The sequence below is a fragment of the Klebsiella huaxiensis genome (genome assembly GCF_003261575.2).
Classification (GTDB): Bacteria; Pseudomonadota; Gammaproteobacteria; order Enterobacterales; family Enterobacteriaceae; genus Klebsiella; species Klebsiella huaxiensis.
Map to the genome: position 1 here is coordinate 2,703,330 of NZ_CP036175.1, position 14,018 is coordinate 2,717,347.

Annotated in this window: 14 protein-coding genes; 5 read left to right on the top strand and 9 right to left on the bottom strand. The window is 54.3% G+C overall.

Annotated features, from left to right (window positions below):
* The first annotated feature begins 143 nt into the window (after window positions 1-143).
* The 5 genes from anmK (at window position 144) to pdxY (ending at window position 4,845) form a co-directional block, all read left to right on the top strand.
* Window positions 144-1,268: an anhydro-N-acetylmuramic acid kinase gene (anmK, locus tag DA718_RS12990; RefSeq protein WP_112214399.1), complete on the top strand. Its 1,125-nt coding sequence runs from the start codon at window positions 144-146 to the stop codon at window positions 1,266-1,268.
* A gap of 92 nt (window positions 1,269-1,360) precedes the next feature.
* Window positions 1,361-1,684: a C-type lysozyme inhibitor gene (mliC, locus tag DA718_RS12995; protein WP_112214429.1), complete on the top strand. Its 324-nt coding sequence runs from the start codon at window positions 1,361-1,363 to the stop codon at window positions 1,682-1,684.
* A gap of 57 nt (window positions 1,685-1,741) precedes the next feature.
* A complete protein-coding gene (gene pdxH / locus DA718_RS13000) occupies window positions 1,742-2,398 on the top strand; it encodes a pyridoxamine 5'-phosphate oxidase (RefSeq protein WP_112214398.1) in 657 nt (218 codons plus the stop codon).
* Window positions 2,399-2,648: 250 nt separating this feature from the next.
* The gene (gene tyrS / locus DA718_RS13005) at window positions 2,649-3,923 is read left to right on the top strand and encodes a tyrosine--tRNA ligase (protein WP_112214397.1); all 1,275 of its coding nucleotides are present in this window, start codon (window positions 2,649-2,651) and stop codon (window positions 3,921-3,923) included.
* Between the two features lie 61 nt (window positions 3,924-3,984).
* On the top strand, window positions 3,985-4,845 hold the full coding sequence (gene pdxY, locus DA718_RS13010; RefSeq protein WP_112214396.1) for a pyridoxal kinase PdxY: 861 nt from the start codon (window positions 3,985-3,987) through the stop codon (window positions 4,843-4,845).
* 42 nt (window positions 4,846-4,887) lie between these two features.
* Here pdxY and gstA read toward each other — a convergent pair whose 3' ends face one another.
* The 9 genes from gstA to rsxA form a co-directional block, all read right to left on the bottom strand.
* Entirely contained in the window at window positions 4,888-5,493 is a 606-nt protein-coding gene (gene gstA / locus DA718_RS13015) for a glutathione transferase GstA (RefSeq protein ID WP_112214395.1), read from the bottom strand.
* Between the two features lie 108 nt (window positions 5,494-5,601).
* Entirely contained in the window at window positions 5,602-7,107 is a 1,506-nt protein-coding gene (gene dtpA / locus DA718_RS13020; RefSeq protein WP_112214394.1) for a dipeptide/tripeptide permease DtpA, read from the bottom strand.
* 599 nt (window positions 7,108-7,706) lie between these two features.
* Window positions 7,707-8,342: an endonuclease III gene (nth, locus tag DA718_RS13025; protein ID WP_112214393.1), complete on the bottom strand. Its 636-nt coding sequence runs from the start codon at window positions 8,340-8,342 to the stop codon at window positions 7,707-7,709.
* Window position 8,343: 1 nt separating this feature from the next.
* A complete protein-coding gene (locus DA718_RS13030) occupies window positions 8,344-9,042 on the bottom strand; it encodes an electron transport complex subunit E (RefSeq protein ID WP_110273991.1) in 699 nt (232 codons plus the stop codon).
* A 3-nt stretch (window positions 9,043-9,045) separates the two neighbouring features.
* Window positions 9,046-9,666, bottom strand: coding sequence for an electron transport complex subunit RsxG (gene rsxG, locus DA718_RS13035; RefSeq protein WP_112214392.1), 621 nt, complete (start codon window positions 9,664-9,666; stop codon window positions 9,046-9,048).
* A gap of 10 nt (window positions 9,667-9,676) precedes the next feature.
* Window positions 9,677-10,729, bottom strand: a complete 1,053-nt coding sequence (gene rsxD / locus DA718_RS13040) for an electron transport complex subunit RsxD (protein ID WP_112214391.1) — start codon at window positions 10,727-10,729, stop codon at window positions 9,677-9,679.
* A complete protein-coding gene (rsxC, locus tag DA718_RS13045) occupies window positions 10,730-12,811 on the bottom strand; it encodes an electron transport complex subunit RsxC (protein ID WP_112214390.1) in 2,082 nt (693 codons plus the stop codon). It abuts the gene before it with no gap.
* On the bottom strand, window positions 12,804-13,382 hold the full coding sequence (gene rsxB, locus DA718_RS13050; protein ID WP_110273995.1) for an electron transport complex subunit RsxB: 579 nt from the start codon (window positions 13,380-13,382) through the stop codon (window positions 12,804-12,806). The genes rsxC and rsxB overlap by 8 nt, the downstream gene beginning before the upstream one ends.
* Window positions 13,382-13,963 (bottom strand): electron transport complex subunit RsxA, encoded by a 582-nt coding sequence (gene rsxA, locus DA718_RS13055; RefSeq protein WP_110273996.1) that lies wholly within the window; start codon window positions 13,961-13,963, stop codon window positions 13,382-13,384. The genes rsxB and rsxA overlap by 1 nt, the downstream gene beginning before the upstream one ends.
* Window positions 13,964-14,018: the final 55 nt, after the last annotated feature.

Consider the following 14,018-nt stretch of genomic DNA (forward strand, 5'->3'; position numbering starts at 1 on the left):
TCAACCTAAACTAAACATAAGTTCTTTACGCTAAGAACAATCGCACTGCTTGTATTGTTAAAAAATATTATAGCAGCATAGCATTGACCACCCGTTTATGGTGGAGTGTGGATATACGAGAGTCATGGAATGAAGGAAAGCGTATGAAATCAGGTCGCTTTATCGGCGTAATGTCCGGGACCAGTCTTGATGGTGTTGATGTTGTTCTCGCAGCAATTAATGAAAACCTGGTCGCTCAGCAGGCCTGCCTGACGTATCCCATCCCCATTGCTATTAAAGAAGAGATTCTGGCTATCTGTCAGGGACAGCAGTTGACGCTGTCGCAATTGGGTCGGCTTGATACGCGCCTCGGGCGGCTGTTTGCCGATGCGGTTCTGGCGCTGATGCGTCAGGAGAATTTGCAGGCATCGGAAATCATCGCCATTGGCTGTCACGGTCAGACGGTGTGGCATGAGCCTACAGGTGATGCGCCGCATACCATGCAAATTGGCGACAACAACCAGATTGCCGCACACACCGGGGTGACGGTGGTAGGGGATTTTCGCCGCCGCGATATGGCGCTTGGCGGGCAGGGCGCACCTTTGGTTCCGGCATTCCACCATGCGCTGCTGGCACACCCGGTAGAGCGGCGTATGATTCTCAACATTGGCGGCATTGCCAACCTCTCTTTGCTGGTGCCTGGGCAGCCGGTACGCGGCTACGATACCGGCCCTGGCAATATGCTCATGGATGCCTGGATTTGGCGTCAGTGTGGCAAGCCCTATGATAAAGACGCGCAATGGGCCAGTGAGGGTAGAACTTTGCTGCCGCTGCTGCAGGACATGTTAAGCGATCCGTGGTTTGCGCTGCCCGCGCCGAAGAGTACCGGACGTGAATACTTTAACTACGGCTGGCTGGCGCAGCATTTAGCGCGGTATCCGGGACTGCGTGCTCAGGATGTGCAGACTACGCTGACGGAACTGACTGCCGTGAGCATCAGTGAGCAGGTGCTGCTCAGCGGCGGTTGTGAGCGTCTGTTGGTATGCGGTGGCGGTGCGCGTAACCCGCTGTTGATGGCGCGTCTGGCGGCGCTGCTGCCGGGAACTGAAGTGTCGACCACCGATGAGGCGGGGATCAGCGGTGATGATATGGAGGCATTAGCTTTCGCGTGGCTGGCATGGCGCACCCTCGCCGGATTACCGGGAAACCTGCCTTCTGTCACCGGTGCTTCGCAAGCCTCTGTGCTGGGCGCTATTTTTCCGGCAAATCCACCGCAGAATCGGAGTTAACTGAAATCACCCGCCGGTATTTATTTGTAAACTGGATATCGTTGAAGGAGGGCGTAATGCTCTCCTGGACCGGGAAAGTCGAAGGCGAACTGATGAAAAAAATTCTTATCCTTGCTGTACCTTTTATGCTCGCGGGCTGTAGCTACTACAACCAGTTTGTCGAGCGGATGAATACGGACACGCTGGAGTATCAGTGTGACCAGAAGCCGTTGACCGTCCATTTGAATAACACCCGCCAGCAGGTCAGCTTTATTTACGATAACCAGCAGCTGAATTTGCCGCAGGGGTTATCTGCATCCGGCGCTCGCTATACCGATGGCGTTTACGTTTTCTGGTCTAAAGGCGATAGCGCAACCGTCTATAAACGCGACAGCGTTGTGCTGGAAAACTGCCAGCTACAGGCCGCCAAACGTTGAGATTTCAGTCCTGGGGGCGCACAATGACGCCACCCTTTGACTACTTTCTCAATTGCCATGTCTGATAACGACGAATTGCAGCAAATCGCGCATCTGCGCCGTGAGTATACCCGTGGTGGCCTGCGTCGCCACGACCTTCCCGCCGAACCTTTGGCGCTATTTGAACGTTGGTTGCGTCAGGCTTGTGACGCGAAACTTGCCGATCCTACGGCAATGGTTGTCGCGACTGTTGATGAAAACTCGCAGCCTTACCAGCGCATCGTTTTGCTAAAGCATTATGATGAACGAGGTCTGGTGTTCTACACCAACCTTGGCAGCCGCAAAGCGCACCAGATTGAAAAAAATCCCCGTATCAGCCTGCTTTTTCCATGGCACATGCTGGAGCGCCAGGTGATGGTTATTGGCAAAGCGGAGCGTCTCTCGACGCTGGAAGTGGTGAAGTATTTCCACAGCCGGCCACGCGATAGCCAGATTGGTGCCTGGGTGTCACAGCAATCTAGCCGCATTTCAGCTCGCGGTATCCTCGAGAGCAAATTCCTTGAACTGAAGCAAAAGTTCCAGCAGGGCGAAGTGCCGTTGCCGAGCTTCTGGGGCGGATTCCGCGTCAGCATTGAGCAGATGGAGTTCTGGCAGGGCGGAGAACATCGCCTGCACGACCGTTTTCTCTACCAACGACAAAACAGTAGCTGGCAAATCGACCGACTGGCACCATAAAGGACGCAAAATGTTGTGTTAAGCGCTGGTGCTACGTGGCATGGCGCTTTATTCTATACGCTTCATTTTTCAAGCTGCATCCTTATTTAGCTGCGCCAGCCCACCCCAGCCACTGATCTCAGTAGCCTTCGGGGCTTCATATGGCTGCCGCCGCAATGCAGCTAGAACAATTTTGCATAGATGTTTTTTTCGCGTCTGGCGAAAAGTCGTGTACCGGCAGAGGTGCAGTCGTTTATAGATGGAGAATTTGATGGCAAGCAGTAACTTGATTAAACAATTGCAAGAGCGGGGGCTGGTAGCCCAGGTGACGGACGAGGAAGCGTTAGCAGAGCGACTGGCGCAAGGCCCGATCGCGCTCTATTGCGGCTTCGACCCTACCGCCGACAGCTTGCACTTGGGGCATCTTGTTCCATTGTTATGCCTGAAACGCTTTCAGCAGGCAGGCCACAAGCCTGTTGCGCTGGTTGGTGGCGCAACGGGCCTGATTGGCGACCCGAGCTTTAAAGCCGCCGAGCGTAAACTGAACACCGCAGACACCGTGCAGGAGTGGGTCGATAAAATCCGCAAACAGGTCGCGCCTTTCCTCGATTTTGATTGTGGCGATAACTCCGCCATTGCCGCGAATAACTACGACTGGTTTGGCGGCATGAACGTGCTGACTTTCCTGCGTGATATCGGCAAGCACTTCTCTGTTAATCAGATGATCAACAAAGAAGCGGTCAAGCAGCGTTTGAACCGTGACGATCAGGGTATCTCTTTTACCGAGTTCTCTTACAACCTGCTGCAGGGTTATGATTTTGCCTGCCTGAACGAACTGCACGGCGTGGCGCTGCAGATCGGCGGTTCCGACCAGTGGGGTAACATTACCTCTGGTATCGACCTGACCCGCCGTCTGCACCAGAACCAGGTATTCGGTCTGACCGTTCCGCTGATCACCAAAGCTGACGGCACTAAATTCGGTAAAACCGAAGGCGGCGCAGTATGGCTGGATCCGAAGAAAACCAGTCCGTACAAGTTCTACCAGTTCTGGATCAACACTGCGGATGCAGACGTTTATCGCTTCCTGAAGTTCTTTACCTTTATGGACATTGCCGAGATCAATGCCCTTGAAGAAGAAGACAAAAATAGCGGTAAAGCGCCTCGTGCCCAGTATGTGCTGGCAGAGCTTGTCACGCGTTTGGTTCACGGTGAAGAAGGTCTGGTGGCGGCAAAACGCATCACCGAAAGCCTGTTCAACGGTAATTTGAGTGACCTGAGCGAAGCTGATTTCGAACAGCTGGCGCAGGATGGCGTGCCGATGATCGAAATGGAAAAAGGTGCCGACCTGATGCAGGCGCTGGTGGATTCTGACCTGCAGCCGTCTCGTGGTCAGGCACGTAAAACCATCGCCTCTAATGCAGTGACCATCAACGGTGAAAAACAGTCTGACCCGGAATATTTCTTCCAGGACAGTGATATTTTGTTTGGTCGCTACACATTACTGCGCCGCGGTAAGAAAAATTACTGTCTGGTCTGCTGGAAGTAATTGCGTAAAGGCAGGGGCGTGGGAAACCACGCCCCTTATTTTTTGCTGTCAGGTAATCAAGATGAAGAATATCCTCGCCATCCAGTCTCACGTTGTGTTTGGCCATGCGGGCAATAGCGCCGCTGAATTTCCGATGCGTCGTCTTGGCGTTAACGTCTGGCCGCTTAATACCGTCCAATTCTCCAACCATACTCAGTACGGAAAATGGACCGGATGCGTGATGCCGCCAGCGCACCTAACGGAAATTGTTCAGGGTATCGCTGATATTAACCAACTACAGCGCTGTGATGCTGTGCTGAGCGGTTATCTGGGGTCTGCCGAACAGGGCGAGCACATTCTCGGTATTGTGCGCCAGGTTAAAGCCGCCAATCCGGCAGCAAAGTATTTTTGCGACCCGGTCATGGGACATCCTGAAAAGGGGTGTATCGTAGCCCCTGGCGTAGCGGAGTTTCACGTGCGTTATGCACTACCGGCGAGCGATATTATCGCGCCAAACCTGGTTGAACTGGAGATCCTTTGCGGGCATCCAGTGGCTAACGTCAGCGAAGCGGTTGCTGCGGCGCGCGAGCTGATTGTTCAGGGGCCGGAAGTGGTGCTGGTCAAGCATCTCTCGCGTGCTGGTTTGAGCATGGACCGTTTTGAAATGCTGCTGGTCACTGCAGATGAAGCCTGGCACATCAGCCGTCCGTTGGTGGATTTTGGCATGCGCCAGCCGGTGGGCGTAGGCGATGTCACCAGCGGTTTGCTGCTGGTTAAACTGCTGCAAGGGGCTAATCTGCGCGATGCGCTGGAGCATGTTACCGCGGCAGTCTATGAAATCATGCTGGCGACAAAAAATATGCAGGAATATGAGCTTCAGGTGGTGGCGGCGCAGGATCGTATCGCTCAGCCGGAGCATTACTTTAGCGCCACGCAGCTTTAAGCGTGAAGAGCTTGCCCGACGAGCGTCGGGCAAGTATTTGCCTTACTTCAGGCCTTCGGCTTCCAGCGCCGCGGCGACGGCAGGGCGCGCGGCAACATGCTTCATCCAGGCCGAAATGTTGCTATAACCTTCCATATCCAGCTTCACGGCATACGCCCAGCGAAGCACGGTGAACAGATAGCCGTCGGCGATGCTGAAACGGTGCCCGTTAAGCCACTCTTTATCCTGCAGGCACTCATCAACATACTGCATTTTTTTATCAAGCTGCGCACGAGCGATGGGTTTGAAATCCTCCGGAGTATCCGGGCGGAATAGCGGGGTGAAGCCTTTATGCAGCTCTGTCGCCACGTAGTTTAACCATTCCAGCGTCTGATAACGGGCAATGGAACCCACCGGGGCCAGTAGCTGGCGGTCAGGCACGCGATCGGCGATATATTGCATGATAGCCACGCCTTCAGTCAGCAGCACATCATCATCCAGCAGCAGCGCTGGAACCTGCCCCTTGGGGTTGATCTGCAGATAATCATCCCCGTTTTCGAGGCGTTTTTTCATGACGTCAACGCCCTGCAAGGTGAAATCCAGCCCGCTTTCGCGCAGCGCGATATGCGAAGCAAGAGAACAAGCGCCGGATTTGTAGAACAGTTTCATCGATAACTCCTCGTGGCTACGGTTTTCTGTATGTTAGTCCGCTCAGGGGCAAAAAAAAACCGCTAACAGAGCGTTAGCGGTTTAAATTTTGGGGTTTTCCCGGATAGCTTAAGCAGTAGCGGTATCGCTGGCTTTCGCTGTTTTGTCGTCATCCAGGGTCATGCGGTTCAGCTTCGGTGCTGTCAGCAGCATCAGGATGGCGATCACGCCGGTTGCTACACCGATATGCAGGAACACGCGACCGTACACTTCCAGAGACATCAGCGGGTCAGTCACGTTTTCTGGTACTGCCATCATATTCGCGACATAGCCGCCGATGAGGTTAGCGCCAGCGGTTGTCAGGAACCAACTGCCCATGATGAAGCCCATCAGACGCTGTGGAACCAGCTGTGCAACCATGGCCAGACCGAGACCGGAAATCATCAGTTCACCAATACTCTGCAGGCCGTAGCTGATAACCAGCCAGCTGACGTTAACGATACCAGCAGCGCTGGCGAACTTAGCGCCCAGCGGCAGCACGAGGAACGCGCCAGAGCACAGAACCATACCAATAGCGAACTTCATCGGCATCGGTAAGGTATCGCCCATTTTGTTATAAATAGCGGCCAGAATCGGGCTACCGATAATGATCCAGAATGGGTTCAGCGCCTGATACTGTTCAGGTTCGAACGCGATGCCCAGCAGCGAGTGTTCAACGTTACGAATCGCAAAGAAGTTCAGAGAAGTTGGCATCTGGCTATACAGGACGAAGAAGATAATCGCCTGCAGCATCAGAATGAATGCCACGACCATTTTACGCCGTGCGGCGCCCTGCATCGATAAGGCTTCTTTAGCGAAGATAAAGATGATAACCAGTGCCACCACACCCAGCGCCATACGAGCGATACCCTGGTTGTGCAGCAGCCAGGTGGCGATCGCTACCAGAATCACCACACCGACGATAGTCGCCAGCAGTTTACCCACGTTAACGGGTTCAAAGTCAGGTTTAGAGCCGTACTGTTTCACCCAACGCTGACAGAAGGCAAAGTTGATAATAGTGATCACCAGGCCTACGAAGCTCAGCGCGAACGCGACGCTCCAGCCAAATTTTGCCGCCAGCCATGGCGTGGCCAGCATAGAGAAGAAGGAACCGATATTGACGGACATATAGTACATGGTAAATGCACCGTCCAGACGCGGGTCGTTCTTGTCATAGCAGGTAGAGAGCAGGGAAGACGGGTTGGCTTTAAACAGGCCGTTACCGACGGCGATAGTCGCCATACCTATATAAACGATAGAAGCATCGTGCCCGGACCAGGCGACGAGAGCGTAACCGATAGCCAGAACGATGGCACCGAGCATAATGACGCGTTTAGTGCCCAGTACTTTGTCGCCCAACCAGCCGCCGATAGCCACCAGACCGTATACCAGGGCGCTAAAGGAGGAGAACAGAGTGATAGAGTCCGCTTCTGACATACCCAGCTGTTTTACCAGGTAAACGGCCATGATCCCTTGCAGGCCGTAGAAACCAAAACGCTCCCATAACTCAATGGAGAAGATGAGATAGAACGCGCGTGGCTGTTTGAAAGCGTTCAAACTGACACTTTCTGTTGGTTTATTGTTTGCAGTAGACACAAATACCTCTTTTTTTACATCCCATATTAACGGGGGGTGTTCGGGGCGCAATCTTAGAAGACCGCCGCCTTTATAGTTATTCTGGAGGGAAAACGGCAAGTAATGTTCACTATCCTGACCCTTCAGGCAATAGCTTTGCAATAATCTGTTACATATATCCTGTGCGTTATAATACACCGCCTATTCAAATGTTATGCAGAGTTAAATTTCATCGTTTGGCGAATGGAAGAGTTTTTATCTGTTGAGATCCGAAATTTATCGCATAATGGCAATATGTTCTGCTGTTTGCGCTTGCATCCAGTCATATAGCCCATAATCCTAAAAAATGATGGGGTATTGTGTTGGCATTTAAGGTAAGGGTATTTGAATCAGCAGATTTACGTATTAATACATTAACAGTAAATTAACAAAAGTGTTGATGGGTGATCTGGATCACAAATATATAGAAATTTTGACTCTGAAAAAAATGAATAACCTGTCTGGTGGTTATATCGCCGAATAATCAGCCAGTACATAGGCGAAACTATGGCGTTAATGGCGAGGGGATGAGTGATTAAACAGGGTCATAACCACAGGTTGGGTTATGGCCCTGAATTTTGTTAAGGATAGACCTTCTCTTTGAACTCGCAAAGATCTTCGATCAGGCAAGAACCGCAGCGCGGTTTGCGAGCGATGCAGGTATAGCGACCGTGCAGAATAAACCAGTGGTGACAGTCTACTTTGAATTCGGCAGGAACCACCTTCAACAACTTTTCTTCGACTTGTTCAACGTTTTTACCGGGGGCAAATTGTGTCCGATTGCAAACGCGGAAGATATGCGTATCAACGGCGATTGTCGGCCAGCCGAAGGCGGTGTTAAGCACTACGTTGGCAGTTTTGCGCCCAACGCCGGGCAGGGCTTCCAGCGCGGCTCGGTCTTCCGGTACTTCGCCATTATGCAGTTCAAGCAGCAGACGACAGGTTTTAATGACGTTTTCCGCTTTGCTGTTAAACAAACCGATTGTTTTGATATACGACTTAACGCCGTCAACGCCCAGCTCCAGCATAGCGGCTGGCGTGTTGGCTACCGGGTAAAGCTTTGCCGTCGCTTTGTTGACGCTGACGTCGGTGGCCTGTGCTGAGAGCAACACGGCGATTAATAATTCGAACGGAGAATTGAAGTTCAGCTCCGTGGTAGGGTGCGGGTCGTTATCCCTGAGCCTGGTGAGGATCTCCAGGCGTTTACTTTTATTCATCCTATGCTTTTCCCGTCACATCAGACGGCGCAATAATTTCGGCTTCTGCCGCTTTTGCTTTGCGCTGTTTGCTACGTTCATCGATGAGGTATTTTAGCGCCAGCATCATCCCAAGGCCAATAAATGCGCCCGGCGGCAGCATTGCCAGCAGAAACGGTGTATCAGTATGAAATACTTCGATGCGCAGTACTTTAGCCCAGCTACCCAGCAGGCTATCTGCACCGTCAAATAAGGTACCGTTACCGATAATTTCGCGCATCGAGCCGAGGACAAACATGGCGCATGTTGCCCCCATGCCGATGGAAAACCCATCCAACGCCGATAGCGCCGGGCCTTTTCGGGCGGCAAAGGCTTCGGCACGTCCAACGACGATACAGTTGGTCACGATAAGCGGGATAAAGATCCCTAGTGACTGATACAGACCAAAGGCGTAGGCGTTGATCAGCATCTGCACGACGCTCACTACCGAGGCAATGATCATCACGTAAATCGGAATACGGATCTCCGCAGGCGTCCAGCGGCGCAGGCTGGAAATCGTCAGGTTGGTCAGCGTGAGCACCAGGGTCGTCGCCAGCCCAAGCCCCAGGGCGTTGGTGGCGGTAGAGGTCACGGCCAGCAGGGGACACATCCCCAGCAGTTGAACCAGTGCGGAGTTGTTTTTCCACAACCCCTGAACAATAACGTCTTTTACTTCGCTCATGGTCTAGTCTCCACAGGCGGTGAATGTGGGAATCTGCGCAGGCAGCGTTTGTGCATATAAACCCGCACGCTTAACGGCGTTAACCACCGCTCGTGGGGTAATCGTGGCCCCGGTAAACTGATCGAAATCACCGCCGTCTTTTTTCACGGCCCAGTGACTATCGCTTTGCCCGTGAATAACTTTACCGGCAAAGAAGGTGATCCAGTCAGAAATTCTGAGCTCAATTTTATCGCCCAGGCCTGGCGTCTCGTGGTGCTCTGTGACGCGGGTACCCAACACGGTACCTTTAAAATCGGCGGCGACCAGTAGCTGAATGGCCCCGGAATAGCCGTCCGGCGCGGTAGCTTCCATCACTGCGGCAATCGGCTGCTCGTTGTTTTCAGCAATCCACACTTTATGCTGACCTTTGCCCAACTCTGGCGCGGTAACCAGATAACAGTTTTTCAGCAAATCATTGTTATAACGATTGGCTGGCATAACCTGGTCGAATAGGGCTTTTTGCTGCAAGGAAGCCTGGTCCTCAATGGTACTTTTGGTTAACTCATTGATTGCCGCCGTCAGTCCGGTGGAGCCCGCAGCAAAGAGTGCCAGCGTAATGCCGTGTTTGCGCATGCTTTGTAACATGTTCGGGTCCTCAGCGGTGGCCATACGCGCGCGGACGCGTGTAATAGTCGATCAGTGGAACGGTAATATTTGCCAGCAGGACGGCAAAGGCGACGCCATCCGGATAGCCGCCGAAGCTGCGAATCAGCCAGACCAGCAGGCCCGCCAGCGCGCCGAAGATCAGGCGTCCGCGGTTGGTGGTGGAGGCGGTCACCGGGTCGGTCAGAATAAAGAATGCGCCGAGCATCGTCGCGCCGGACAGCAGATGGATCTGCGGCGAGGCGAGGCTCTCTGGTGAGAATATCCATCCCAAAGTGGCGCAAACGGCCAGGCTTAGCAGGAAACTGACCGGGATATGCCAGCGAATGGTTTTTTGCCACAACAAGAACAGACCGCCCGCCAGATAAGCCATGTTAACCCACTGCCAGCCGAGACCAGCCAGCGCGCCACCGTAGATAGGGTATTGCAGGATCTCGTTCACCCCATGGCCGGCATGCAGTGACGTTTTGAACGTGTCCAGCGGCGTCGCCTGACTGATACCGTCGATCCCTATGCGCAGGCTGTTCATATCGCCGCCAGTCGCGGTTTGACCGGTAAAAATCACCCGCAGCGCATCGCTAAATCCAGGGACGTTAGCCGCAATCTCATGCGGTGGAAGCCAGGAGGTCATCTGCACCGGGAAGGAGATCAGCAGCACCACGTAGCCAATCATCGCCGGGTTAAAAGGGTTATGGCCCAAACCGCCGTACAGTTGTTTGGCGATAATCACCGCGAAAGCGGTACCGAGGACGACCATCCACCACGGGGCAAATGGCGGAATGCTGACGGCCAGCAGCAGACCGGTCAGCAACGCCGAGTTATCAGCGAGGATCGCGGGAATATTTTGTTTACGCAGCTTAAGGATGGCGGCTTCCGCTCCCCACGCCGTTAAGGATGCGAGAATAATTTGCAGCACGGTGCCCCAGCCGAAAAACCAGGTCTGAACCACAATGCCGGGAACGGCGGCGAGCAGCACCAGCAGCATAATCCGCGAGGTCTGGCGTTGGTTGTGGGTATAAGGGGAACTTGCGATTCTGAAAACCATTTAATCCTCGTTAACTGCCTGCCGGGATGCTTTCCGGGCCTGAACGCGGGCGATTGCTTCAGCGACGGCCGCTTTACGGGCATCGTCATTGGCTGCCGACGGGGGAACTGCTTGTTGTTCGGCTTTGCGGGCCTTAGCACGGGCGATAGCGGCTTCAACCGCGGCTTTGCGTGGGTCAACCGCTGCGGCTGTTGGCTGCTCTGCGACGACAGGCTCAGCCGGAACTGCTTGCTGTTCTGCTTTGCGAGCTTTAGCTCGGGCGATAGCGGCTTCGACGGCGGCTTTGCGCGGATCAATCGCTGTGGTTGTTGGCTGCTCTGCGACGACAGGCTCAGCCGGAACCGCCTGTTGTTCAGCTTTGCGAGCTTTAGCTCGGGCGATAGCGGCTTCGACGGCGGCTTTACGTGGATCGGCGGCGGCTGGTTGCTCAACGGCAGATTCAACCGCTGCGCTATTCTGTTCAGCTTTTCGGGCGCGCGCCTCGGCCTTGCGCGCTTCGCGAGCGGCGATAGCCTCGCTATTATCCGGTTTGGCACCAGCCAGCACGATAATCGGCTGCGCGGCATCACGTTGTTTTTCACGAACGCGCGCCAGGGCGGCGTTAATGGCGTCCTGATCTTTGGCCGCAGGCTGTACCGCAGCTTGTTTATGACGTTCCTGACGCGCGACCTTATCTCGCTCCAGACGAGTCTGACGCGCTTCGAAGCGCGCTTTTGCTTCTGCGGCACGCTTCTCTTCCTGAGCAATCGCGTAGATCTCGGCTTTTTCCTGACGGAAATACTGCACCAGTGGGATATTGCTTGGGCAAACCCAGGCGCAGGCACCGCATTCGATACAATCTGCGAGGTTATGACCGGTTGCTTTGTCGTGCTGCTGACCTTTACTAAACCAGTACAACTGCTGTGGCAGAAGATCGGCAGGACAGGCGTCGGCGCAGGCGCTACAGCGAATGCAGCCTTTTTCCTCTTCCGGCTCGCCCATTTCCGTTGCCGATGGGGCCAGCAGACAGTTGGTGATTTTTACCACTGGAACATCAAGCCACGGCAGGGTGAAGCCCATCAGCGGACCGCCCATAATCACCATTGGCTCAGCGCTCGGGCAGAAACCGGCGTCTTTAAGCAGATGGCTGACCGGGGTGCCCAGTCGCGCCCAGACGTTACCCGGACGCGAAACTGCTTCACCGGTTAGCGTGACCACACGCTCTGTCAACGGCTCGCCATCCATCACCGCGCGTTTCACCGCATAGGCAGTACCCACGTTTTGCATCAAAACGCCGATATCGGACGAACGCCCGCCGTGGGGAACCTGTTTCCCGGTCAGGATTTGCGTCAGTTGCTTAGCGCCGCCAGACGGATATTTCGTTGGGATCACACGCAGCGCAATACCGTGGGTATCGGCTAGTACTGCGCGCAGCATTGAAATTGCCTGCGGTTTATTATCTTCGATGCCGATCAGCACCTGGCTCGGTTGCAGGATATGGGCAAGGATACGAATGCCGTCAACGATCTGTGCTGCGCAATCCTGCATCAGGCGATCGTCGGCGGTGATATAGGGTTCACACTCGGCAGCGTTAATTATTAAGGTGTCGATTTTGTCGCCGCCGCCGCGCAATTTCGTCCCGGTCGGGAAACCGGCACCGCCCAGTCCGGCCACGCCAAACTGGTGAATGCGCTCAATGAGATCTTCACGTGATTTATTCTGGTAGTCGTTCCAGCCGTCGCGCTCAATCCAACGGTCTTCGCCGTCGGCATCAATAATAACGCTCATTTCCGCCAGTGCGGACGGATGAGCGGTGGAGTGCGGAGCGATGGCCGTTACGGTGCCGGAAGTTGGCGCGTGAACCGGCAGCATTCTGCCCCAGCCTCGCGTCAACGGCTGGCCGCGCAGGACGCGATCGCCCGGCTGAACGCACAGCTCCCCTTCGGCGCCAATATGCTGTTTCAGCGGAATAACCAACCGCTGCGGCAGTGGGACCTGACGCAGCGGGGTGCCGTTGGACTGGGTTTTCATTTCCGGCGGATGAATACCGCCGTTGAAATCCCAGACTTTGTCTTTTCGAAAAGCGGAAAATAACTTAAACATGTTGTTCCACAGGAATAATGCGTACCGGAATGGTTTGAAGATCCCATTTCCAGGTTTCTGTCGTCGCGGCGACCGGGCGCAGTTCAATACATTGGGTCGGACATGGCGCGACGCAAAGATTACAGCCGGTACAGAGGTCGCTCATCACCGTATGCATGGCACGGGTGGCACCGACGATGGCATCGACAGGGCAGGCCTGGATGCATTTCGTGCAGCCGATGCAATTTGCTTCATCGATCACCGCCAGCATCCGTACCGGCTCCAGCTCTTGCACATCGCCGTCAGTGGGCTGCGGGTCGACGTTCAACAGCTCGGCAATTTTGAGCATCACGGCTTCGCCGCCGGGGGCGCAGCAGTTGATTTTCTCACCTTGCGTGCCCACTGCTTCCGCATAGGGACGACAGCCGGGGTAGCCACACTGACCACACTGGCTCTGCGGGAGCAGGGCGTCAATTTTTTCAACTACCGGGTCATCTTCCACCTCAAAGCGGCGGGAGGCGTAGCCCAGAATTAAGCCGAAAATCAGCCCAAGCAGGCTGATGGCGACAACGGCTATCCAGACAGCGTTCATTACAACTTCACCAAACCACTAAAGCCCATAAATGCCAGCGACATTAAACCTGCGGTGACTAACGCAATGGCGTTACCGCGAAACGGCGCGGGGACATCCGCAACCACCAGACGCTCGCGAATGGAGGCGAAAAGGACCATAACCAACGAAAAGCCAACTGCGGCGGCAAAGCCGTATAGTGCCGACTGCAGGAAGTTATGCCCAAGGTTAATGTTCAGCAGCGCCACGCCGAGTACCGCACAGTTGGTGGTGATTAGCGGCAAGAAAATACCTAACAGGCGATACAGCGCTGGACTGGTCTTACGTACCACCATTTCGGTAAATTGCACGACAACGGCGATGACCAGGATAAAGGCCAGCGTGCGCAGGTAGACCAGGTTCAGCGGGATGAGGATCCAGGTATCAATTAGCCAGGCGCAAATGGAGGCCAGCGTCATCACAAAGGTGGTGGCGAGCCCCATCCCCATAGCGGCTTCCAGTTTTTTGGAAACCCCCATAAACGGGCACAATCCAAGGAACTTCACCAGCACGAAGTTGTTAACGAGGACAGTACCCACAAAGAGCAGTAAATAATCAGCCATTATTCGACCTGAAATAGAAAAAGCCGTCTATTATCGAATAAATCGATACCCGCGA

Excerpts from the sequence above, each read along its gene's own strand:
- rsxG (WP_112214392.1), bottom strand. The coding sequence starts at position 9,666 with ATGTTACAAAGCATGCGCAAACACGGCATTACGCTGGCACTCTTTGCT.
- rsxC (WP_112214390.1), bottom strand. The coding sequence starts at position 12,811 with ATGTTTAAGTTATTTTCCGCTTTTCGAAAAGACAAAGTCTGGGATTTC.
- DA718_RS13030 (WP_110273991.1), bottom strand. The coding sequence starts at position 9,042 with ATGAGCGAAGTAAAAGACGTTATTGTTCAGGGGTTGTGGAAAAACAAC.
- mliC (WP_112214429.1), top strand. The coding sequence starts at position 1,361 with ATGAAAAAAATTCTTATCCTTGCTGTACCTTTTATGCTCGCGGGCTGT.
- pdxH (WP_112214398.1), top strand. The coding sequence starts at position 1,742 with ATGTCTGATAACGACGAATTGCAGCAAATCGCGCATCTGCGCCGTGAG.
- rsxB (WP_110273995.1), bottom strand. The coding sequence starts at position 13,382 with ATGAACGCTGTCTGGATAGCCGTTGTCGCCATCAGCCTGCTTGGGCTG.
- nth (WP_112214393.1), bottom strand. The coding sequence starts at position 8,342 with ATGAATAAAAGTAAACGCCTGGAGATCCTCACCAGGCTCAGGGATAAC.
- anmK (WP_112214399.1), top strand. The coding sequence starts at position 144 with ATGAAATCAGGTCGCTTTATCGGCGTAATGTCCGGGACCAGTCTTGAT.
- tyrS (WP_112214397.1), top strand. The coding sequence starts at position 2,649 with ATGGCAAGCAGTAACTTGATTAAACAATTGCAAGAGCGGGGGCTGGTA.
- rsxA (WP_110273996.1), bottom strand. The coding sequence starts at position 13,963 with ATGGCTGATTATTTACTGCTCTTTGTGGGTACTGTCCTCGTTAACAAC.
- rsxD (WP_112214391.1), bottom strand. The coding sequence starts at position 10,729 with ATGGTTTTCAGAATCGCAAGTTCCCCTTATACCCACAACCAACGCCAG.
- gstA (WP_112214395.1), bottom strand. The coding sequence starts at position 5,493 with ATGAAACTGTTCTACAAATCCGGCGCTTGTTCTCTTGCTTCGCATATC.
- pdxY (WP_112214396.1), top strand. The coding sequence starts at position 3,985 with ATGAAGAATATCCTCGCCATCCAGTCTCACGTTGTGTTTGGCCATGCG.